This is a genomic window from Kitasatospora sp. NPDC058170, from assembly GCF_042883905.1.
In the GTDB taxonomy this organism is placed as follows: Bacteria; Actinomycetota; Actinomycetes; order Streptomycetales; family Streptomycetaceae; genus Kitasatospora.
This window is the reverse complement of record NZ_JBHVUV010000001.1, coordinates 524,723-546,216: the sequence shown is the minus strand read 5'-3', so window position 1 is coordinate 546,216 and position 21,494 is coordinate 524,723. Positions and strand designations below refer to the sequence as shown.

Genomic DNA, 21,494 nt, shown 5'->3' with positions numbered 1-21,494 from the left:
GGCGTCCCCATCATCGCTCATGACCGCCGGGTGACCTCGCGCACCCGCACCGGTGGCGGGACGTCACACGCCGGTGAATCAGCGATAAACAGTCAGTTCAACATATGGAACGCATCATTACCGCCCGGTAGCCTGTCCGCCGTGACTGACCTTGTCGATGACATGACCGCTGCCCGCCCGCACCGCCGCCAGGTGCTGAAGGCCACCGCCCTCGTGGCCGGCGCCGCCGCCCTTCCGCTCGCCCTCGGCACCACCGCCGAGGCCGCGACCGCCCCGCAGTTCCTCCACGGCATCGCCTCCGGCGACCCGCTGCCCGACGGCATCCTGCTCTGGACCAGGGTCACCCCGACTCCCGAGGCCGTCCCCGGCTCCGCCACCGGGCCGGACACCGACGTCCGCTGGGAGCTGGCCACCGACAAGGCCTTCACCCGGATCGCGGCGAGCGGCACGGTGACCGCCTCCGCCGCCGCCGACCACACCGTCAAGGCCGACGTCCGCGGCCTGGCCCCGGACACCGCCTACTGGTACCGCTTCACCGCCGGCGGCACCGTCTCCCCCGTCGGCCGCACCCACACCACCCCGGCCACCAACGCCGCCCTCGACCGCCTCCGCTTCGGCGTGGCGTCCTGCGCCAACTGGGAGGCCGGCTACTTCTCCGCCTACCGCCACCTCGCGGCCCGCGGCGACCTCGACGCCTTCCTCTTCCTCGGCGACTACATCTACGAGTACAAGACCGGCGAGTTCTGCGCCCGCGGCACGGTCGTCCGCCCGCACGCCCCGACCCACGAGATCACCACCCTCGCCGACTACCGCACCCGGCACGGCCGCTACAAGACCGACCAGGACCTTCAGGGGCTGCACGCGCAGATCCCGACCATCGCCATCTGGGACGACCACGAGTTCGCCAACGACGCCTGGTCCGGCGGCGCCGAGAACCACACCCCCGGCACCGAGGGCGACTGGTCGGAGCGGATGGCCGCCGCCAAGCAGGCCTACTTCGAGTGGATGCCGGTCCGCCCGTCGATCGCCGGCACCACCTACCGCCGCCTGCGCTACGGCAAGCTCGCCGACCTGCACCTGATGGACCAGCGCTCGTTCCGCTCGCAGCAGGTCAAGGTCGGCAACGGCGACGTCGACTCGGCCGACCGCACGATCACCGGCCGGGCCCAGATGGACTGGCTGAAGTCCGGGCTGTCGGCCTCCGACACCACCTGGCGGCTGATCGGCAACGAGGTGATGATCTCCCCGGTCGCCTTCTTCTCGCTGCCCGACTACATCCTTCGCCCGCTGGCCAAGCTGCTCGGCCTGCCCGGCGAGGGCCTGGCGGTCAACACCGACCAGTGGGACGGCTACACCCACGACCGCCGCGAGCTGCTCGGCCACCTGAAGTCGAACGGCATCAACAACACCGTCTTCCTGACCGGTGACATCCACTCCGCCTGGGCGTCGGACGTCCCGAACGAGGCCGCCACCTACCCGCTCTCGGGCAGCGCCGCCACCGAGTTCGTGGTCACCTCGGTCACCTCGGACAACATCGACGACATCCTCAAGGTCGCGCCGCAGACCGTCTCGCTGGCGGCCGCCGCCGCGATCAAGGCCGCCAACCCGCACATCAAGTGGGTGGACCTGGACTCGCACGGCTACGGCGTCCTGGACATCACCCCGGGCCAGACCCAGATGGACTACTACGTCCTGTCCGACCGGACCCGCAAGGACGCCACCACCAAGTGGACGCGCTCCTACCGCACCCGCACCGGCACCCAGCAGATCGAGCGGGTCTACTCGCCGGTCAAGTGACCGCCGTCCTGAGGGGTGCCGCCGCCACCGGCGCCCCTCAGGACACCGTGTTCAGGGCACCACCCTCAGGACACCACGTCCTTGCGGGCGAAGCCCCGGAACGCCAGCGCCAGCAGCACCGCCGCGTAGGACAGCGACAGCGAGACCCCCTGCACCATGCCGCCCCACTCCAGCTGCGGCTGCAGGGCGTCCGCCCAGGCGTACTGCCAGTGCGCGGGCAGCCACTCCCGCAGGTCGCCGAGCGCGGTCACGGCGTCCAGCACCCCGGTGACGATCGAGGCGAACACCGCCCCGCCCACCGCGCCGAGCGGCGCGTCGGTGGCGGTGGAGAGCCAGAACGCCAGCGCGGCGATCACGATCTCGGCCAGGAACACGAAGGCCACCGCGATCGCCAGCCGCGGCAGCGCCTCCCCCGCCGACAGGCTCGCCCCGGCGGGCAGCCTGAGGTCCCCCCAGCCGTACGCGGCGGTGCCGACCAGCAGCCCGATCGCCGGCAGCAGCACCACGGCCGCCGCCGAGAACGCCAGCCCCACCGCGAACTTGCGGGCCAGCAGCCGGGCCCGCGGCACCGGCGCGGCCAGCAGGTAGCGCAGCGAGGACCAGCCCGCCTCCGAGGCCACGGTGTCCCCGCAGAACAGCGCGACCGGGATCACCAACAGGAAGCCGGTACCCATGAACAGCATGGTGGTCGCGAAGTTCGGCCCGGAGGCGGTGGCCAGCTCGATGAAGGTGGTCCGGTCGGCCCGGCTCGGCGTGCCGCCGATCTGGAACGCCGCCAGGATGACGAACGGCATCGCCGCCAGCACCCCGCCGATCACCATGGTGCGCCGGCGCCGCAGCTGGCGCATGGCCTCGATCCGCAGCGGGAGCGTGCGGCCCGCCCGGTACCCGGGCGCGTGGTCCGGCGAAGCGGCCGTCGTCATGCGGCACCTCCGATCAGCGACAGGAACGCGTCCTCCAGCCGGCGGTGCGGACCGGCCCGCTCCACCGGCACCCCCAGCCGGACCAGTTCGGCCAGCAGCTCACTGGCCGCCATGCCGTCCAGCCGGACGAGCAGCCCGCCCTCGACCGCGTCCACCGAGCCGACGCCCGCCAGCTCGCCCGCCTTGTCGGCGGCCACCGCCAGCTCCTGCGGCCCGTACGAGGCGGGTGTGCCGACCAGCAGCAGCTCGCCGCCGCCCACGATCTCGGCGACCGCGCCGGTGGTGACCAGCCGGCCGTGGTCCATCACCACCAGGTCGGTGCAGCTCTGCTCCACCTCCGACAGCAGGTGGCTGGAGACGATCACGGTCCGGCCGGCGGCCGCGTAGCGGATCATCACCTCGCGCATCTCGCGGATCTGCGGCGGGTCCAGCCCGTTGGTCGGCTCGTCCAGGATCAGCAGGTCCGGCAGGCCGAGCATGGCCTGGGCGATCGCCAGCCGCTGGCGCATGCCCTGCGAGTAGGTGCGCACCGCCCGGTCCAGCGCCTCGCCGAGGTCGGCGATGGCCAGCGCCTCGTCGAGGTGCGCGTCCTCGGCCGGGCGGCCGGTGGCCTGCCAGTACAGCCGCAGGTTGGCCCGGCCGCTGAGGTGCGGCAGGAAGCCCGCGCCCTCGACGAAGGCGCCGACCCGGGAGAGCACCGGCGCACCCGGGCGCACCGCGTGCCCGAAGATCCTGATCTCGCCCTCGTCCGGCCTGATCAGGCCCATCAGCATCCGCAGAGTGGTGGTCTTGCCCGCGCCGTTCGGGCCGAGCAGGCCGAGCACCTGGCCCTGCTCCACCCGGAAGCCCAGCTCCCGGACGGCGTACCGGTCGGCGGCGCCCTTGTAGCGCTTGCTGAGGCCGGTGATCTGCAGCGGGACGCCGGCCAGCGCCGGGTCGAACGCGGGCCCGCGCCGCCGGCCCCGCCGCCGCAGCCGGGGTACCAGCAGCAGCGCCGCCGCCACCGCGGCCGCCACCAGCGGCAGCAGCCAGGTCCGGGCGGGCAGCGGCGCGGCCTCGGTGACCAGCGCGTCCACGGTCGGCACGGTGAGCGCCCCGGCCACGGCGGCCCGATACGCGGCCGGCTCGGCGGGCGAGGCGTAGGCCAGGTCGGTGCTGGCCAGGACCAGGCGCAGCCGGTGCCCGGCGGCGAAGGTGTGGTCGACGGCGGGCAGGGCGACGGTGACGGTGCGTCCGCCGGGGGCGTCGGCGCCGGTCACCCGCAGCGGGGCGACCAGCTGCTGCGGCAGGGTCTGCTTGCCGTCCGGCCCGACGTCGTACAGCTTGGCGAACAGCACCGCGTCCGGCCGGTCGGCCTGGACCTTCACCGCGACCGTCGGCTGCCCGGTCAGGTGCAGCGCGGTGTCCAGCGCCGCCGAGTCGAAGGTGGCGTGCTGCCCGGGGAAGTCCAGCGAGATCCCGGCCCCCAGGGCGGCGGCCTGGCTGAGCGCGCCGATGCCGGGCAGCGTGGAGATGTTCGGCGGGGCGCCGCCGGGCGGGTTGGCGAAGGTCTGCTCGGGGCCGGTCAGCGCCACCGTGCGCGAACCGGTGCCGCCGAGGCCGGGGTAGGCGTCGGCGGTGGCGCCGCGCAGCACGGCCTGGAAGCCGGTGGAGTCGACGCCGCCGGTGCGGGTGACCCGGAAGGCCGGGCCCGTGTCGTCGCCCCCGCCCCGGGCGTCGGGGTTCTTCAGGTAGCGGTCGAACCAGGCTCCGACCCGGTCGTCCACCCGCTCGCTGGTGTCGGTGCCGCCGTCGTGGCCGCCCGCGAACCAGTCGACGGCCACCGGTGCGCCGTTGGCGGCGACGGCCCGGGCGATCGCGTCGCCCTGGTCGAGCGGGAACAGCGAGTCCTGCTGGCCCTGGACGACCAGGGTGGGCGCCTTCAGCCGGTCGGCCACCGAGGCCGGGCTGGAGCGGTCCAGCAGGGCGACGGCCTCCGCGTCGGCGTGCCCGGTGGTGGCGACCCGGTCGTACATCCGGCACAGCGTGTCCAGGAACCGCCCGCAGCCCACCGGACCGTCCGGGGCCGGCTGCGGCTGGGTGCCGCCGCGCGGCGCACCGCCCGAGGGCCCGAGGTCGCCCGCCGCACCGGTGGTGAAGAAGATGCCGGCCCAGAGCTTCTTGAACACCCCGTCCACGGCCGCCGAGCCCTGCACGCCCTGCGGGAACAGCGCGTCGGCCAGGTTCCACCAGGTGATCTGGGAGGCGACCGCGTCGATCCGCCGGTCGTAGGCGGAGCCGAGCAGCGCCACCGCGCCGCCGTACGAGGCGCCGGTGATACCCACCCTGGGGTCGCCGGCGGCGTCCAGGCGCACCTCGGGCCGCTGGGCGAGCCAGTCGACCAGGTGCCGGACGTCCTCCACCTCGCGGTCGGGCGCGTTGAGTCCGATCTTTCCGCCGGAGCGGCCGAAGCCGCGCGCCGACCAGGTCAGGACGGCGTAGCCCTGCCGGGCGAGCTGCTCGGCCCGCTCCCGCTCGCCCTCCTTGGAGCCGCCGAAGCCGTGGGCGAGCAGGATCGCCGGGCGCGGACCCGTACCGGTGGTGAAGAAGGAGGTGTCCAGCTGGACCTGCTGGTCGCTGCCGGGGGTCTCGGGCATGGCGAGGAAGCGATCCTCCTGGCGGACCGCCGACTCCCCGCCGGCCGCCACGGCCGCCGCCGTCCCCACCCCGGCCACCACCACCAGGGCCACCGCACCGGCCAGCAGTCTCCGTCCGGCCGCCGTCCCGCGGCCGCGCCACCGGCGCCACGCCCCACCGAGCTCCATGGTCGGTGATCGTATCCGCCGGGCCGGTAGGCGTCCGATAAAGGCCGCCGGACGACACCGCCCGGCTGCGCTTCGACGTCCGCGAACGGCTGATCGCCCACCTGCGCGACGAGCACCCCGGCTCCCTCCCCCGCCCACGGACGGGAGAGGGCCCGAACACGCCCTAGAGGACCCGGGTCATCGTCCGGTGCGGGATCCCCGCGTCCTGGTAGACCGGCCCCTCGGCGGCGTAGCCGAGCCGCTCGTAGAAGCCCAGCGCCTGGACCTGGGCGTGCAGCTCGACCTCACGCGCGCCCCGCGCGCGTCCGGCCGCCTCCACCGCCCGCACCAGCTCGGCGCCCAGTCCGGTACCGCGCGCCGCCTTCACCACCGCGAGCCGGCCGAGCAGCACCCGGCCCCCGGTCCCGCCGGTGATCTTGAGCGCCTGCTCCCCGTGGATCAGCCGGGCGGTGCCGAGCGGCTCCCCCTGCGGACCGACCGCGAGCAGGTGCTCGGAGGTGGCGTCGAGGTCGTCCCACTCCTCGTCCTCGGGGATCTCCTGCTCGACGATGAACACCGCGCGCCGCACGGCGTGCACCAGGGCCAGATCGTCCTCGCCCCCGGCCACCCGGATCCGCGCCGCGGAAGCACTCACGGCCGTACCCCTCAGCTCTCGGAGGAGATGATGTCCAGCGCCTTGCGCAGGTCCGCCGGGTACTCGCTGGAGAACTGCACCCACTCGCCGTCGGCCGGGTGCTCGAAGGCCAGCGAGACGGCGTGCAGCCACTGCCGGCTCAGTCCGAGCCGCTTGGACAGCGTCGGGTCGGCGCCGTAGGTGAGGTCGCCGACGCAGGGGTGGCGCAGCGCGGACATGTGCACCCGGATCTGGTGGGTGCGGCCGGTCTCCAGCTTGATGTCCAGCAGCGAGGCGGCCCGGTAGGCCTCGATCAGGTCGTAGTGGGTGACGGAGGCCTTGCCGTCCTTGGTGACGGCCCACTTCCAGTCGGAGCTGGGGTGGCGGCCGATCGGCGCGTCCACGGTGCCGCTCATCGGGTCGGGGTGGCCCTGGACGAGGGTGTGGTACTTCTTCTCGGTCACCCGGTCGTGGAACTGCCGCTTGAGGTCGGTGTAGGCGCGCTCGGACTTGGCGACCACCATCAGACCGGAGGTGCCGACGTCCAGGCGGTGCACGACGCCCTGGCGCTCGGCGGCGCCCGAGGTGGAGATCCGGTAGCCGGCCGCGGCCAGGCCGCCGATCACGGTCGGGCCGGTCCAGCCGGGGCTCGGGTGCGCGGCGACGCCGACCGGCTTGTCGACGAGCACGATGTCCTCGTCGTCGTGGACGATGCGCATGCCCTCGACGTGCTCGGCGACGATCTGCACGGGCGCGGCGGGGGCGGGGATCTCGACCTCCAGCCAGGAACCGGCCGTCACCCGGTCCGACTTGCCGGCCACGGTGCCGTCGAGCGTCACCTTGCCGTCGGCGGCCAGCTCCGCGGCCTTGGTCCGGGAGAAGCCGAACATCCGGGCGAGGGCGGCGTCGAGACGCTCGCCCTCAAGGCCGTCGGGAACGGGGAGGCTGCGGATCTGCGCTGCGGTACTCACCCGTACGAGTATGCCGGACTGCGGAGCCCGCCCCCGACGCCCGGCAGCGGCCGCCCCTCGTGACCGCCGCTACTCGCCCTTGGCCGGCTGGTGGACGGTCCCGTCCGGGTTGCTGCCGCGGAAGGAGAGCAGCACCACGAGGATGCCGCCGCAGACGATCGCCGAGTCGGCCAGGTTGAAGACGGCGAAGTGCTGGACGGAGATGAAGTCCACCACGTGGCCCCGGAAGACGCCCGGGGTGCGGAACAGCCGGTCGGTGAGGTTGCCGAGCGCGCCGCCGAGCAGCAGGCCGAGCGCGATCGCCCAGGGCAGGCTGTACAGCTTGCGGGCGATCCGCCAGATCACCACGATGACGGCCGACGCGATCATCGTGAACACCACGGTCAGCGCCTGGCCCATCCCGAAGGCCGCGCCGGAGTTGCGGATCACCTGGAAGGTCATCACATCGCCGATGACCTTGATCGGCGCGTGGTTCTCCAGCCGTGCCACCACCAGCAGCTTGCTGCCGAGGTCGATCAGGTAGGCGAGCAGGGCGACGACCAGCAGCACGCCGATCCGGCGGCGGCCCTTCGGCGCGGCCTCCTCGATCGCGGCGACCGCCTCATCGGGCTCGGCCACGGCCTCCTCCACAACCTCGGCGGGGGTCGGGACGGACTCGTCCCGCGTCTGAGGGGAACCTTGCGTACTGATGATCCGCTCCGCTGCCGATGGGGGTCCCCCCGGTCGAAGGGTGGGGGAGTGTGGGCCGACGATCGTCGATCGCGACGCGTCGGGCGACGTTACGGGGTCGAGCGTACGGCAAGCCCGACCCCCCGCGTCGCCCCGGTCAGCGGCGTTCCTGCTTGGCCTTGCACTGGACGCAGAGCGTCGCCCGGGGGAAGGCCTGCATCCGCGCCTTGCCGATGGCCTGGCCGCAGGATTCGCAGGTGCCGAAGCCGACGCCCTCCAGCCGGGCCAGCGCGCGCTCGGTCTGGGCGAGGCTGTCCCGGGCGTTGTTTCCCAGCGCCAGCTCGCTCTCCCGCGAGATGTTCTTCGTACCGGCGTCCACCTGGTCGTCGCCGGCTCCGTCGTTGGAGTCGCGCATCAGTCCGGAGATGGCCGCCTCGGAGGCGTCGATCTCGTTCTGCAGCCGGTCCAGCTCGCTGATCAGCTCGGCGTGCAGCTCGTGCACCTCCTCGGAGGTCCACGGGTCCTCGCCCGCGCGGACCGGCAGCTCGGCCGGGTCCACCGACTCGGCCCCGCCGCGGGCCCCGGTCGCGACCGGTGTCCGGACCCGGCTCGCCGCGACGCGGGCGGTGTCGGTGCTGGTCTTGTGCCGTGCGGTAGTGGTCACGGTCCCCTCCCCTGGATCGCCTGCCACGGCCTTGCGTGCCCGCTTGGTGGCGGTGCCCGCGCCGGTTGCCTTCTCAGCCATGGCTTCGACCCCATCTACGAACGAATCGAGCCGCCGGTTCCCGGCGGCTTCCAGTGCCGGAACGATAATCCCCATCAAAACCGGTCACAACCTGACATACCGGCGCCTCACAATGATCCCACCCAGGCAGCCGTCACAGCCGCCCCGCCCCGCGCGCTGACCAGACTTGTGCCCAGAACACCCCCGCCTAACCGCGCCCCTGCGCGCCGGGCAAACCGACTTGCCGCGGCCGATACACTGGGCCTGCAAGGCGCAGATGGGACGAGTACCGACGCACGCAGCCAGCAGAGACCCGGGGACGGTGTGAGCCCGGGGGCGTGCGCGGCGGGAAGATCACCCCGGAGCCGCCGGAAGAACGGCCACCGGCCTACTAGACCCGGCAGCAAGCCCAAACAAGAGGGCCGCGAGCAGTACTGCGGCCAAGGAGGGTGGTACCGCGGGGCGGCATGCCGTCTCGTCCCTCCGTCGGATCCCGTCCACATCCGCCGGAGGTATGACAACCGCGATGACCACCTACAACTCCGTCCCCGCCCAGGTCGATCTGCCCGTGCTGGAGCACCAGATCCTCTCCTTCTGGCAGGACAACAAGGTCTTCCAGCGCAGCCTGGAGCAGTCCGAGGGCCGCCCCGAGTGGGTCTTCTACGAGGGTCCGCCGACCGCCAACGGCATGCCCGGCGCCCACCACATCGAGGCCCGCGTCTTCAAGGACGTCTTCCCGCGCTACCGGACCATGAAGGGCTACCACGTCGCCCGCAAGGCCGGCTGGGACTGCCACGGCCTCCCGGTCGAGCTGGCCGTCGAGAAGGAGCTCGGCTTCTCCGGCAAGCAGGACATCGAGGCGTACGGCATCGCCGAGTTCAACGCCAAGTGCCGCGAGTCGGTGACCCGCCACACCGACGCCTTCACCGAGCTGACCACCCGCATGGGGTACTGGGTCGACCTCGACGAGGCGTACCGCACCATGGACCCGTCCTACGTGCAGTCCGTCTGGTGGTCGCTCAAGCAGATCTTCGACAAGGGCCTGCTGGTCCAGGACCACCGGGTCGCCCCCTGGTGTCCGCGCTGCGGCACCGGCCTGTCCGACCACGAGCTGGCCCAGGGCTACGAGACCGTCGTCGACCCCTCGGTCTTCGTCCGCTTCCCGCTGACCGGCGGCCCCCTGGCCGGCGAGGCCGCGCTGCTGGTCTGGACGACCACCCCCTGGACCCTGGTCTCCAACACCGCCGCCGCCGTCCACCCCGAGGTCACCTACGTGGTGGCCACCGACGGCAACGAGCGGCTGGTCGTCGCCGAGCCGCTGCTGGCCAAGGCGCTCGGCGAGGGCTGGGAGGCCACCGGGCAGTCCTTCACCGGCGCCGAGATGGAGCGCTGGACCTACCGGCGCCCGTTCGACCTGGTCGAGATCGAGAACGCGCACTACGTCCTCAACGCCGACTACGTCACCACCGAGGACGGCACCGGCATCGTCCACCAGTCCCCCGCCTTCGGCGCGGACGACCTCGCGACCTGCCGCCGCTACGGCCTGCCGGTGGTCAACCCGGTGCTCGCCGACGGCACCTTCGACCCGGCCGTCCCGCTGGTCGGCGGCCAGTTCTTCAAGAAGGCCGACGAGGACCTGGTCAAGGACCTCCAGGAGCGCGGCCTGCTCTTCCGCCACCTGCCGTACGAGCACAGCTACCCGCACTGCTGGCGCTGCCACACCGCGCTGCTCTACTACGCGCAGCCGTCCTGGTACATCCGGACCACTGCCGTCAAGGACGCGCTGATCCGCGAGAACGAGGCCACCAACTGGTACCCGGAGACGGTCAAGCACGGCCGCTTCGGCGACTGGCTGAACAACAACATCGACTGGGCGCTCAGCCGCAACCGCTACTGGGGCACCCCGCTGCCGATCTGGCGCTGCGAGGAGGGCCACCTGGCCTGCGTCGGCTCGCTGGCCGAGCTCTCCGAGCTCACCGGCACCGACCAGAGCGGCCTCGACCCGCACCGCCCGTTCATCGACGACGTCACCTTCGACTGCCGGGACTGCGGCGGCACCGCCACCCGCGTGCCCGAGGTCATCGACGCCTGGTACGACTCGGGCTCGATGCCCTTCGCCCAGTACGGCTACCCGTACCAGAACAAGGAGCTGTTCGAGAAGCGCTACCCGGCGCAGTTCATCTCCGAGGCGATCGACCAGACCCGCGGCTGGTTCTACACGCTGATGGCCGTCGGCACCCTGGTCTTCGACAGGAACAGCTACGAGAACGTCGTCTGCCTGGGCCACATCCTGGCCGAGGACGGCCGCAAGATGTCCAAGCACCTGGGCAACATCCTGCAGCCGATCCCGCTGATGGACCAGCACGGCGCCGACGCCGTCCGCTGGTTCATGGCGGCCGGCGGCTCGCCCTGGTCGGCCCGCCGGGTCGGCCACGGCACCATCCAGGAGGTGGTCCGCAAGACCCTCCTGACCTACTGGAACACCGTCGCCTTCCAGGCCCTGTACGCCCGGACCTCCGGCTGGGCCCCCTCCGCGGGCGACCCGGCCCCGGCCGACCGCCCGCAGCTGGACCGCTGGGTGCTCTCGGAGCTGAACACCCTGGTCCGGGAGACCGACGCGGCGCTGGAGGCCTACGACACCCAGCGGGCCGGCAAGCTGCTCTCCGCCTTCGTCGACGACCTCTCCAACTGGTACGTCCGCCGCGGCCGCCGCCGCTTCTGGCAGGGCGACGCGGCCGCGCTCGCCACCCTGCACGAGGCCCTGGAGACGGTCACCCGGCTGATGGCCCCGCTCACCCCGTTCATCACCGAGCGGGTCTGGCAGGACCTGGTCGTCCCGGTCACCCCGGACGCCCCGGCCTCGGTCCACCTGGCCACCTGGCCGCAGGCGGACGAGACCCTGATCGACACCGACCTCTCGCGCCACATGGCACTGGTGCGCCGGCTGGTCGAGCTCGGCCGGGCCACCCGCGCCGAGTCCGGGGTGAAGACCCGCCAGCCGCTCTCCCGGGCGCTGATCGCCGCCCAGGGCTGGGAGGAGCTGCCCGCCGACCTGCGCGCGCAGATCGCCGAGGAGCTCAACGTCTCCGCCCTGGAGTCGCTGGCGGAGGTCGGCGGCTCGCTGGTCGACACCACCGCCAAGGCCAACTTCCGCGCGCTGGGCAAGCGCTTCGGCAAGGGCGTGCAGGACGTGGCCAAGGTGGTCGCCGCCGCCGACGCCGCTCAGCTCGCCGCCGAGCTGCGGGCGACCGGCACCACCGGCGTGGAGCTGAACGGCGAGCGGATCGAGCTGGGCCCCGACGAGGTCGTGATCACCGAGACCCCGCGCGAGGGCTGGGCGGTCGCCAACGAGTCCGGCGCCACCGTCGCGCTCGACCTGCATATCACCCCGGAGCTCAAGCGCCTGGGCGTCGCCCGCGACGCCATCCGCCAGATCCAGGAGGCCCGGAAGAACTCCGGCCTGGACGTCTCCGACCGGATCGTGCTGCGCTGGCGGGCCGCCAACGAGGAGACCGCCGAGGCGATCGCCGAGCACGGCCCGCTGGTCGCCGAGGAGGTGCTGGCCACCGACTTCGCGGCCGGCGCCGCCGACTGGGAGTCGGAGACCTTCTCCGACGAGGCCCTCGGCCTCGCCTTCCAGCTCCGCAAGGCCTGACCGCAAGGCCTGACCGGAACACCCCGGAGCCGCCGCCACCCCCGGGTGGCGGCGGCTCCGCCGCATCTCCCCCCGGTCCGGGGCCGGCCACGGCGCCCGGACAGCACGACGAGGGCGCCCCCGCCATGACCCGGAAGGTCAGACGGGGGCGCCCTCGAAGTGCCCGGCTACAACCTCAGTTGTCGCCGTCCTCGTCGATCAGGAACCCGCGCATCGGCGCCGGCGCCTGCTGCATCGGCTGCGGCGGCTGCGGACGGACCGCGGCCATCGGCTGGGTCATCCCGGCCGGGGCCATCTGCGGCGCACCGGAGTTGCCACCGGAGGACTGCCCGCCGAAGCTCGGCGCACCGTTGTTGCCGCCGAAGGAGCTCTGCCCGCCGAACGACGGCTGGTTGCCACCGAAGGACGGCTGGTTGCCACCGAAGCTCGGGGCGCCGCCGCTCATCGCGGACGCACCGGCCGGAGCCATCGACGACGCGGCCGGCGGCAGCGAGGCGGTGGCCGGGAGGCGCGGCGGGGCGAGCGAGTCGTCCGCCTGCGACTCCAGCTGGCGCAGCTGGGTCTCCAGGTAGGACTTCAGACGCGTCCGGTACTCACGCTCGAACGCCCGCAGGTCCTCGACCTTGCGCTCCAGCGTGGCCCGGGCGGACTCCAGGGAGCCCATCGCGACGCGGTGCTTCTCCTGCGCGTCCCGCTCCAGGGCGTCGGCCTTGGCACGGGCGTCGCGCTCCAGGCCCTCGGCCCGGCTGCGCGCCTCGCCGACGATCTTGTTGGCCTCGGAACGGGCCTCGGAGATCGCCTGGTCGGCGGTCTGCTGGGCGAGCGCCAGGACGCGGGCGGCACTGTCGCCACCGGGGCCCTGCTGCTGCATCGGGTTGCCGAGCGGGCCGCCCATCTGCTGCTGCTGGCCGCCCATCGGGCCGCCCATCTGCTGCATCTGCTGCTGGCCCATGCCCTGGCCCATGCCCTGGCCCATCGGGTTGCCCTGGCCGGGACCCTGCTGGCCCATCGGGCCGCCCATCGGCTGCAGCATCTGACCGCCCATCGGCTGGACCAGCTGCTGCTGGCCGCCCATGGTCTGGTTCATCTGCTGCTGCGGGCCGCCCATCGGGCCGCCCTGCCCGGACGGGAGCTGCGGCGCGCCGGACGGCAGGCCGAGCGGCTGGTTGCCCATCTGCTGCTGCTGCTGCGGGCCGCCCATCTGCTGCGGACCGCCGGGGCCACCCATCTGCTGCGGGCCGGGGCCCTGCTGCCCGGGGACCGGCGGGCCGGATATGGCGGCCGGCACGGGGGCGCCGGGACGCGAGTCCTGCGGCGGCTCCTTGCGCATGTTGGCCTGGTTCTGCGCGGCGGCACGGGTCGCGGCGGCCAGCTTGGCGCGCAGGTCCTCGTTCTCGCGGAGAAGGCGGGTCAGCTCCGCCTCGACCTCGTCGAGGAAGGCATCGACCTCGTCCTCGTCATAGCCTTCGCGCAGGCGGACGGTCGTGAACTGCTTGTTCCGAACGTCCTCGGGGGTCAATGGCATCTCTTCACCTCAACGTGATCGTCGGCACACCGGCATCCTGTCGCATCGCTCACCTACGACTAGGGCCGCACAAGCGAGATCAGGACATACACAATGATCATCAGTACGAAGAAGGACAGGTCGAGCGCCACGCCCCCGAGACGCAACGGCGGAATGAACCGCCGAAGAAGCTTGAGCGGCGGATCCGTGACAGTGTACGTGGCCTCCAGGACCAGGACCATGGCCTTGCCGGGCCGCCACGAACGCGCGAACTGGAAGACCCAGTCCATCACCAGCCGCACAAGCAGGAACACCAGGAAGACGGTCAGCGCGTAGTAGAGCACCGCCCACACGATCCCCATCGCGCTTCCCTCTCCCCTGTACTCGGGCCATTCGGCCTGTCGCCTGTCGTTAACTCACTGTCGATCAGATCCACACGTAAAGTCGTGGCCGGGTCAGCTCTGGTTGAAGAACCCACCCTCGGCGATCCGAGCCTTGTCCTCCGCCGTGACATCGACGTTAGCAGGAGACAGCAGGAACACCTTCTGCGTCACGCGCTCGATACTGCCGTGCAGACCGAAGACGAGTCCAGCGGCGAAGTCTACGAGCCGCTTCGCATCGGTGTCGTCCATCTCGGTCAAATTCATGATCACAGGGGTCCCGCCACGGAACTGTTCCCCGATCGTACGGGCCTCGTTGTAGGTCCGGGGGTGCAGCGTGGTGATGCGGTAGGGCTCTCGTTCGTTCACTACCTTGGGCATGATCACCGGGGCGCTCTTCTCCAGGTTGTGGCGGCGTTCGGGTGTGATGGACGACACTGGGGCCATCCTCGGGGTCTCCTGCCGGATCGGCACCGCGGCCGGCACCGGCTGCGGCGTGATCGAGGAGACGGGGGCGGGCGCCGGCGACGCCGGGCGGGGGATGTCCTCCGTCCGCCCCGTGCGAATCGGCTCGGGGTCCGCGTCGTAGTCGTCGTCGGGGTCGTACCCCTGGCCGTCGTACGTCTCGTCCTCCACGAGGCCGAGGTAGACCGCCATCTTGCGCATTGCGCCGGCCATGCTCCTGTCTCCTCCGCTCATGCCCACCTCGCTGCGCTCGGTGGTCGCTTCGCGAACGCGCGCCGTCGATGGTCGCTCGCTCCGCCTGCTCCGTGGTGGATCGACTCCGTCCCGACGGCCGGGCCGTCCGGCCCCGCCTGCGGATACCCGCGGCCCGCCCACGACGGACCGTCAGGCCGACGGCCGGTCAGAGATCGTGGGTGTGGGCCGCGGAGCTGCGATCCACGGTTCGCTAGCGCTCTGGAAAGCTGCTAGTTTCTGTCCTATTTTGTCCTGCAGTCTGATCTACTACCCGGTGACGTTACCTGAGGGGTGACCGCACTCCGAGTACCGCCGTTCCGACGCGCACATGTGTCGCCCCGGCGGCAATCGCCTGCTCCAGGTCACCGCTCATTCCTGCGGAAACCATCGTGGCAGCAGGATGGGCCGTGCGTACGGCGGTTGCGATTTCCGCCAGCCGCTCGAAGGAGCGGGCCGGGTCCCCGGCCAGCGGACCGGCGAGCGGGGCGACGGTCATCACACCGTCCAGCCGCAGCCCGGGCGCGTCGGCGATCGCGTCGGCCAGCGCCGCCACCTCCTCCGGCGCGACCCCGGCCCGGCCCTCGCCCTCGCCGCTCTCCTTGTCCAGCGCCACCTGCACCAGGCAGCCCAGCTCCGGGCGCCCGGACTTGAGCACCGCGGCGGAGAGCGAGCCGACCAGCCGGTCCCGGTCCACCGAGTGCACGTGGTTCGCGTACCGGACCACCGAGCGGACCTTGTTGGTCTGCAGCTGGCCGACGAAGTGCCAGTCCAGCGGAAGGTTTCTGCACTGCTCCGCCTTGGGCCCGGCGTCCTGGTCGCGGTTCTCCGCGACATCGGTGACGCCCAGCGCGGCCAGCAGCGCGGTGTCCTCGGCCGGGTAGGTCTTGGTCACCACGACCAGCCTGACCTCGTCACGCGCCCGCCCCGCGGCCGCACAGGCGTCGGCGATCCGGCGCTCGACGACCTCCAGGTTGGACCCGAGTTCCTCGTACCGGGCCCGCTGGCCCTCCGTCAGGGCCGCCGAGAACTCGGCGCTGCCCGGGAACGGTCCGTAGATGTCGTTCGTCATGAGAGTTCAGAGCCCAACCAGACGTAGCTCGCGAGCCGACCCGTCCGCTGCTCGCGACGGTAGGAGTAGTGATCGGCGGATTCGAGGGTGCAGACAGATGATCGCACCAACTCGGTGACCCCCGCAGCGGCCAGCTGCGCCGCCACTCCCTCCGGCACGTCCAGGGCCGGGGTCCCCCAGGAGGTCTCGGCGTACGCGGCCGGCACCGTCCCGGCCACCTCGGCCCGCAGCGGGGCCGGCACCTCGTAGCAGCGGCCGCAGACCGCGGGTCCGGTGGCGGCGGTGATCCGCCCGGGCTCGGCGCCCAGCTCCACCATCGCCCGGACCGCCGCGGGCACCACGCCCGCCGCCAGTCCGGGCCGGCCCGCGTGGGCCGCGCCCACCACGCCCGCCACCGGGTCGGCCAGCAGGACCGGGGTGCAGTCGGCGGTCAGTACCGCCAGCGCCAGCGGCCGGTCGGTGACCAGCGCGTCCACGGTCGGGGCCTGCCCGAGGGCCTGGCGCCCGGTCACCACCGCGACCTCCGCGCCGTGCACCTGGTTCATCCACACGACGTCCGCCGGGTCGAGCCCGAGCGAGCGGGCCGCGATCGCCCGGTTCTCCCGGACGGCCTGCGGGTCGTCCCCCACCGCGCCGCCGAGGTTCAACTCCCCGTACGGCGAAGTGCTCACCCCGCCCCACCGGTCGGTGAAGGCGAAGTGAGCACCGTTGCGTACTGCGTGTTCCACCACGGACTACTTCAAGAAGTCCGGGACGTCGAGCTCCTCGGCGGGGCTCTCCACGAACGGCTGGCGGGCCGGCTGCACCTGCGGCGGCACCGGGGCCGCGGTCGCGGTGGCCGGAGCCTCGGCCTGCCGGGAGCCGACCGAACCGTCGTGGTCCGAACGGGACGTCACCGAACCGATGTTCCCGTACGGCGGCCGGCCGGCCGGACGCTCGGGCGCGGTGCTCGGCGTACCCGCCGGGGGCGTCGCCGGGGTGGCCTTGACCACCGGGTCGCGGACGATGGCCGGCGGCTGCCCGCCGTCGAAGCCGGCCGCGATCACGGTGACCCGGACCTCGTCGCCGAGCGCGTCGTCGATGACCGCGCCGAAGATGATGTTGGCCTCGGGGTGGGCGGCCTCGCTGACCAGCTGGGCCGACTCGTTGATCTCGAACAGGCCGAGGTCGGAGCCGCCGGAGATGGAGAGCAGCACACCGCGGGCGCCGTCGATGGACGCCTCCAGCAGCGGCGAGGAGATCGCCATCACGGCGGCCGCCTTGGCGCGGTCCTCGCCCCGGGCGGAGCCGATGCCCATCAGCGCCGAACCGGCGTCCGACATGACGGACTTGACGTCGGCGAAGTCCAGGTTGATCAGGCCGGGGGTGGTGATCAGGTCGGTGATGCCCTGGACACCGGAGAGCAGCACCTGGTCGGCGGAGCGGAACGCGTCCAGCACGCTGACCTGGCGGTCCGAGATGGACAGCAGCCGGTCGTTGGGGATCACGATGAGGGTGTCGACCTCTTCGCGCAGGCCGGCGATGCCGTCCTCGGCCTGGTTGGCGCGACGGCGGCCCTCGAAGGTGAAGGGGCGGGTGACCACGCCGATGGTCAGGGCGCCGAGCGAGCGGGCGATGTTGGCCACGACGGGCGCGCCGCCCGTGCCCGTGCCACCACCCTCGCCCGCGGTGACGAAGACCATGTCGGCCCCCTTGAGGACCTCCTCGATCTCCTCGCGGTGGTCCTCGGCGGCCTTCCGGCCGACCTCGGGGTTGGCGCCGGCGCCCAGGCCCCGGGTGAGTTCACGGCCCACATCGAGCTTGACGTCGGCGTCGCTCATCAGGAGGGCCTGCGCATCGGTGTTGATCGCGATGAACTCGACGCCCTTGAGACCGACCTCGATCATCCGGTTGATGGCGTTGACACCACCGCCGCCGATACCGACGACCTTGATGACTGCGAGGTAGTTCTGCGGTGCTGCCACGTCGAAGGCCTCTCGCCTCGAATTTCCGGGTCGGCTCGGCGCCTGTGGGATGCCGTGCCGACGGATGTCGATGGGTAGGGAGCCTGGTTTCTGACTGAATGTCCGAAATGCCGACCGCCGACCCCAACCCTAAACTTGACCTTTAGGGTTAGTGCTGTGCCTCCGTCACATCACCAGAGAACACAGTCTGGTGACACAGGACACTAGGTCGCGCCGGGCTCGTGTTTCAACGAACACGCCGAGCTTCCCTTTTTCTTTTGAGCCTATGTGATCATCAACCGGCTAATGAAACCGGGGTGACCACCTAGGTTCGGGCCGACACCGAAAGGCGTCAACCCCTCCCCCAGACAGAGAACCTACCGGATCATCCCGACACCGCCGGCGCCTCCGGAGCGCTCACATCGAAGTTCGTACCCTTCTGATGCAGCAGCGCCACCAGGACCCGCGCCTTGCGATCGCTCTGTTCCGGACTCCCCCAGCGCACCGTCGCACCCCCGCTGAGCTGCAGCTGAATGTCGTCGTAGGAGTGCACCAGCACCGCCCCGGCCCGCTGTGCGACCTCGGCCGGAAGTCGCGCGGCCACCATCACCGCGCCCTGCACCAGCTGCGGACGGGTGATCACCGACTCCACGTCCTTCGCCTGCTGACTGAGTTGCAGTTCCACCACCGGCACCCCTTCGGGGGCGGCCGACTCGGTGGCGAAGCTCACGCCGCCCGCGTCGACCTGGGTGAACCGGCCGTCCTCCCCCTTGACGGCGGCCACCGCCTTCCGCTGGGTGATCTTCACCCGCAGGGTGTGCGGCCAGCCCCGCCAGACCTCGGCCGCGGCCACCCGGGGGATCGCCTCGACCCGCCGTCTGGCGTCCTCCAGGTCCACCCGGGCCAACGGGCCGGAGCCGACCCCGCCGATCGCGGTGCGGACCTGGTCGGCCGTCAGCCTGTCGTCCTGGACCCCCTGCACCGAGACGCTGCGCACGTCCAGCACCGAGGAGAGGAACAGCACCCAGGTCAGCACGCCCAGCACCGCGGCCCCGAGCGCGCCCAGCACCAGGACGCCCCGCCGGGAGAGCCGAAGCCGGGGAGCGTACTCCTCGGCCTCGAACTCCACCTCGTCCTGCGGGTGTCCTCCTCCGGCCCGACGGGCCGGAGGAGGGTCGGCGAGGCGACCGTCAGCCACGACGGCGGCCGCCCCGCGCAGCCTCGATCGCCTCGTACACCATCCCGACCAGCAGCTCGTCGGCGTCCCGGCGGCCGAACTCGGCGGCGGCGCGGCTCATGTCCCAGAGCCGCTGCGGGTCGGTGAGCACCGGCAGCACGTTCTGCAGCACCCAGTCCGGGGTCAACTCGGCGTCGTCGACCAGCAGGCCGCCGCCGGCCTTGACCATCGGCTGGGCGTTCAGCCGCTGCTCGCCGTTGCCGATCGGCAGCGGCACGAAGGCGGCGGGCAGACCGACCGCCGCCAGCTCGGCCACCGTCATGGCGCCGGCCCGGCAGAGCATCAGGTCGGCCGCCGCGTACGCGAGGTCCATCCGGTCCACGTAGGGCACCGCGCGGTACGGCGGCATCCCGGGGATGTCGTCGACCTGCGGCAGCTCGTTCTTCGGGCCGACCGCGTGCAGGATCTGCACGCCGTACTGCTGGAGCCGCGGGGCGATCGCGGTGACGGTCTCGTTGAGCCGGCGCGCGCCCTGGGAGCCGCCGGAGACCAGCAGGGTGGGCAGCCGCTGGTCGAGGCCGAAGTAGTGCCGGGCCTCCGGGCGGGCCGCGTTGCGGTCCAGGGTGGCGATCGTCCGGCGCAGCGGGATGCCGATGTAGCGGGAGTCCCGCAGCTTGCTGTCCGGCGTGGAGACCGCGACGAAGTCGCTGTACCTGGCGCCGATCTTGTTGGCCAGACCGGGCCGGGCGTTGGCCTCGTGCACCACGATCGGCACACCGGCGCGCTTGGCGGCCAGGTAGGCGGGCATCGCGACGTAGCCGCCGAAGCCGACCACCGCGTCCGCCTTGACCCGCTCGATGATCTCCTGGGCGGCCCGGACCGTCCCGCGCAGCCGGCCCGGAACGGTGATCAGCTCGGGGGTGGGCTTGCGGGGCAGCGGCACGGCCGGGATCAGTTCCAGCTGGTAGCCGCGCTCGGGTACCAGCCGGGTCTCCAGGCCGCGCTCGGTGCCCAGGGCGGTGATCCCGATGGACGGGTCGTGCCTGCGGAGGGCGTCCGCGAGGGCGAGGGCCGGCTCGATGTGACCGGCGGTCCCCCCGCCGGCGAGTACGACATGCACCGAAATTCACCGCTCCCTGCGTGCCGGCACCGGGGCCGGGCGCGCTGTGGTTCGTCGTCGTGGCAGCACCCGGACCAGTCGTTTCCTGAACCGGGAGTTTTTGCTCCGGGCGGCCAGGGCCGCCTTCGCACCCGGGGTGCTGCGTGCGAGGCACAGCAGCACACCGATCGCGCTCATGGCCGACAGCATGGCGGAACCGCCGTAGGAGAACAGCGGGAGCGGGACGCCCGCGATGGGCAGCAGTCCCAGCGCCGACCCCAGGTTGACCACGGCCTGCGCCATGATCCAGGTGGTGACGGCTCCCGCGGCGTACCTGACGAAGGGGTCCTTCGTACCGATGGCCACACGGATACCCGCGTAGCCTAGTGCCGCGAAGAGACCGATCACCGACAGCGTCCCCACCAGTCCGAGTTCCTCGCCCGTCGCGGCGAAGATGAAGTCGGTGTGCGCCTCCGGCAGCTGGCCCCATTTCTCGACCCCGGCGCCGAGGCCCGAGCCCCAGGGGCCGCCGAGCGCGAACGAGTAGACGCCGTGCAGGGCCTGGAAGCAGGCACCGTTCGGGTCGAGCTTGGTGACGCCGATGCAGGAGAGCCGCTCGGCCCGGTGCGGGACGGTGACCACCAGGGCGGTGCAGACCACGACCGCGACGCCGACGGTGGCCACGAACAGCCGCAGCGGGGCCCCGACCATCCAGAGCAGGCCGAACAGCATGGCCACCAGGATCATCGAGGTGCCCATGTCGCCGCCGAGCATGATCAGCGCGAGCAGCAGCAGGGCTCCCGGCACCAGCGGGACCAGCAGGTGCTTCCACTGGTCGAGGGTGCCGTTGCGCTGCTTGCGGGCGAGCAGGTCGGCGGCCCAGAGCACCAGGGCGAGCTTGGCGAACTCGGAGGGCTGGAACTGGAAGAAGCCGAGATCCAGCCAGTTCCGGTTGCCGTTGACCTCCACCCCGACGCCGGGCACCGCGACCAGCGCGAGCGCGCCGATGACGGCGAGCAGCACCGGGTAGACGATCACCCGCAGCACCGCGACCGGCACGCTGGCGAAGCCGATCAGCATGACCGCGCCGAGCATGGCCGCGACCAGCTGCTTGAGGAAGTAGAACTGCGCCGAGCGGTGCTGGCCGAGGGCCAGGATCTGCGAGGCGGAGAAGACCATCACCAGGCCGAGCACCACCAGCAGCAGCACCGAGCCGAGGATCAGGTAGTAGGGCGTGAGCGGCCGGTCCAGGGTGTACCGCAGCCGGGCCCGGAAGGCCTGCACACGGGCCAGCGGGCCGGCCGACTTGTAGGCGGTCGTGGTGGCCGAGATCAGTCTCAGCGGGTGCGCGGCGCCCTTTTCCGGCGCGCCGGGACCACCCGCCCTGCCCTGACCCGCCACCACGTTCTCCTCTTCTGCGACTCGCCCGACCCGGGTCCGCCTGCGGCCCGGTGCCGGCGGTTGCTG

Annotated in this window: 17 protein-coding genes; 2 read left to right on the top strand and 15 right to left on the bottom strand. The window is 72.2% G+C overall.

The genetic code is table 11. The annotated features are described in order from the left end of the window. Positions 1 to 162 precede the first annotated feature (162 nt). Positions 163 to 1,797, top strand: coding sequence for an alkaline phosphatase D family protein (locus ACFVVX_RS02465; RefSeq protein ID WP_387940661.1), 1,635 nt, complete (start codon positions 163 to 165; stop codon positions 1,795 to 1,797). A 65-nt stretch (positions 1,798 to 1,862) separates the two neighbouring features. Here the strand turns inward: ACFVVX_RS02465 and ACFVVX_RS02460 are convergent, their stop codons facing one another. The 6 genes from ACFVVX_RS02460 to ACFVVX_RS02435 form a co-directional block, all read right to left on the bottom strand. Next, positions 1,863 to 2,720: an ABC transporter permease gene (locus tag ACFVVX_RS02460; RefSeq protein ID WP_387940482.1), complete on the bottom strand. Its 858-nt coding sequence runs from the start codon at positions 2,718 to 2,720 to the stop codon at positions 1,863 to 1,865. Then, positions 2,717 to 5,524 carry an alpha/beta fold hydrolase gene (locus tag ACFVVX_RS02455; protein WP_387940480.1) on the bottom strand — a complete coding sequence of 936 codons (2,808 nt, stop codon included), beginning with the start codon at positions 5,522 to 5,524 and terminating at the stop codon, positions 2,717 to 2,719. Before ACFVVX_RS02455 ends, ACFVVX_RS02460 begins: the two co-directional genes overlap by 4 nt. 163 nt (positions 5,525 to 5,687) lie before the next feature. Then, positions 5,688 to 6,158 (bottom strand): GNAT family N-acetyltransferase, encoded by a 471-nt coding sequence (locus ACFVVX_RS02450; RefSeq protein WP_387940478.1) that lies wholly within the window; start codon positions 6,156 to 6,158, stop codon positions 5,688 to 5,690. 11 nt (positions 6,159 to 6,169) lie between these two features. Next, on the bottom strand, positions 6,170 to 7,108 hold the full coding sequence (locus ACFVVX_RS02445) for an RluA family pseudouridine synthase (protein WP_387940476.1): 939 nt from the start codon (positions 7,106 to 7,108) through the stop codon (positions 6,170 to 6,172). A 69-nt stretch (positions 7,109 to 7,177) separates the two neighbouring features. Continuing rightward, on the bottom strand, positions 7,178 to 7,861 hold the full coding sequence (lspA, locus tag ACFVVX_RS02440) for a signal peptidase II (protein WP_387940659.1): 684 nt from the start codon (positions 7,859 to 7,861) through the stop codon (positions 7,178 to 7,180). Positions 7,862 to 7,934: 73 nt separating this feature from the next. Beyond that, a complete protein-coding gene (locus tag ACFVVX_RS02435) occupies positions 7,935 to 8,441 on the bottom strand; it encodes a TraR/DksA family transcriptional regulator (RefSeq protein ID WP_387940474.1) in 507 nt (168 codons plus the stop codon). A 586-nt stretch (positions 8,442 to 9,027) separates the two neighbouring features. On the opposite strand from ACFVVX_RS02435, the gene ileS reads away from it, so the two are divergent. Beyond that, on the top strand, positions 9,028 to 12,156 hold the full coding sequence (gene ileS / locus ACFVVX_RS02430) for an isoleucine--tRNA ligase (protein ID WP_387940472.1): 3,129 nt from the start codon (positions 9,028 to 9,030) through the stop codon (positions 12,154 to 12,156). Between the two features lie 175 nt (positions 12,157 to 12,331). On the opposite strand, the gene ACFVVX_RS02425 is transcribed toward ileS, so the two are convergent. From ACFVVX_RS02425 to ftsW, 9 genes are all read right to left on the bottom strand, one after another. Beyond that, complete coding sequence (locus ACFVVX_RS02425; RefSeq protein ID WP_387940470.1) at positions 12,332 to 13,681, bottom strand: DivIVA domain-containing protein; 1,350 nt, start codon at positions 13,679 to 13,681, stop codon at positions 12,332 to 12,334. Between the two features lie 59 nt (positions 13,682 to 13,740). Then, positions 13,741 to 14,022 carry a YggT family protein gene (locus ACFVVX_RS02420; RefSeq protein WP_148645520.1) on the bottom strand — a complete coding sequence of 94 codons (282 nt, stop codon included), beginning with the start codon at positions 14,020 to 14,022 and terminating at the stop codon, positions 13,741 to 13,743. A 93-nt stretch (positions 14,023 to 14,115) separates the two neighbouring features. Further along, positions 14,116 to 14,718, bottom strand: a complete 603-nt coding sequence (locus tag ACFVVX_RS02415; protein ID WP_030391444.1) for a cell division protein SepF — start codon at positions 14,716 to 14,718, stop codon at positions 14,116 to 14,118. A 301-nt stretch (positions 14,719 to 15,019) separates the two neighbouring features. Next, complete coding sequence (locus ACFVVX_RS02410; RefSeq protein WP_387940468.1) at positions 15,020 to 15,808, bottom strand: YggS family pyridoxal phosphate-dependent enzyme; 789 nt, start codon at positions 15,806 to 15,808, stop codon at positions 15,020 to 15,022. Then, positions 15,805 to 16,539, bottom strand: coding sequence for a peptidoglycan editing factor PgeF (gene pgeF / locus ACFVVX_RS02405; RefSeq protein ID WP_387940466.1), 735 nt, complete (start codon positions 16,537 to 16,539; stop codon positions 15,805 to 15,807). The genes ACFVVX_RS02410 and pgeF overlap by 4 nt, the downstream gene beginning before the upstream one ends. 3 nt (positions 16,540 to 16,542) lie before the next feature. Next, positions 16,543 to 17,772 carry a cell division protein FtsZ gene (ftsZ, locus tag ACFVVX_RS02400; RefSeq protein ID WP_387940464.1) on the bottom strand — a complete coding sequence of 410 codons (1,230 nt, stop codon included), beginning with the start codon at positions 17,770 to 17,772 and terminating at the stop codon, positions 16,543 to 16,545. 364 nt (positions 17,773 to 18,136) lie between these two features. Then, positions 18,137 to 18,949, bottom strand: a complete 813-nt coding sequence (locus tag ACFVVX_RS02395; protein WP_387940462.1) for a cell division protein FtsQ/DivIB — start codon at positions 18,947 to 18,949, stop codon at positions 18,137 to 18,139. Beyond that, positions 18,942 to 20,048, bottom strand: coding sequence for an undecaprenyldiphospho-muramoylpentapeptide beta-N-acetylglucosaminyltransferase (gene murG, locus ACFVVX_RS02390; RefSeq protein WP_387940460.1), 1,107 nt, complete (start codon positions 20,046 to 20,048; stop codon positions 18,942 to 18,944). Before murG ends, ACFVVX_RS02395 begins: the two co-directional genes overlap by 8 nt. Before the next feature lie 6 nt (positions 20,049 to 20,054). After that, a complete protein-coding gene (gene ftsW / locus ACFVVX_RS02385) occupies positions 20,055 to 21,428 on the bottom strand; it encodes a putative lipid II flippase FtsW (RefSeq protein ID WP_387940458.1) in 1,374 nt (457 codons plus the stop codon). Positions 21,429 to 21,494 lie beyond the last annotated feature (66 nt).

Bases quoted from the DNA above. Each gene is read 5' to 3' on its own strand.
- ACFVVX_RS02460 (WP_387940482.1), bottom strand. From the start codon at position 2,720: ATGACGACGGCCGCTTCGCCGGACCACGCGCCCGGGTACCGGGCGGGC.
- ACFVVX_RS02420 (WP_148645520.1), bottom strand. From the start codon at position 14,022: ATGGGGATCGTGTGGGCGGTGCTCTACTACGCGCTGACCGTCTTCCTG.
- ACFVVX_RS02465 (WP_387940661.1), top strand. From the start codon at position 163: ATGACCGCTGCCCGCCCGCACCGCCGCCAGGTGCTGAAGGCCACCGCC.
- ACFVVX_RS02415 (WP_030391444.1), bottom strand. From the start codon at position 14,718: ATGGCCGGCGCAATGCGCAAGATGGCGGTCTACCTCGGCCTCGTGGAG.
- ileS (WP_387940472.1), top strand. From the start codon at position 9,028: ATGACCACCTACAACTCCGTCCCCGCCCAGGTCGATCTGCCCGTGCTG.
- ACFVVX_RS02455 (WP_387940480.1), bottom strand. From the start codon at position 5,524: ATGGAGCTCGGTGGGGCGTGGCGCCGGTGGCGCGGCCGCGGGACGGCG.
- ACFVVX_RS02425 (WP_387940470.1), bottom strand. From the start codon at position 13,681: ATGCCATTGACCCCCGAGGACGTTCGGAACAAGCAGTTCACGACCGTC.
- ACFVVX_RS02410 (WP_387940468.1), bottom strand. From the start codon at position 15,808: ATGACGAACGACATCTACGGACCGTTCCCGGGCAGCGCCGAGTTCTCG.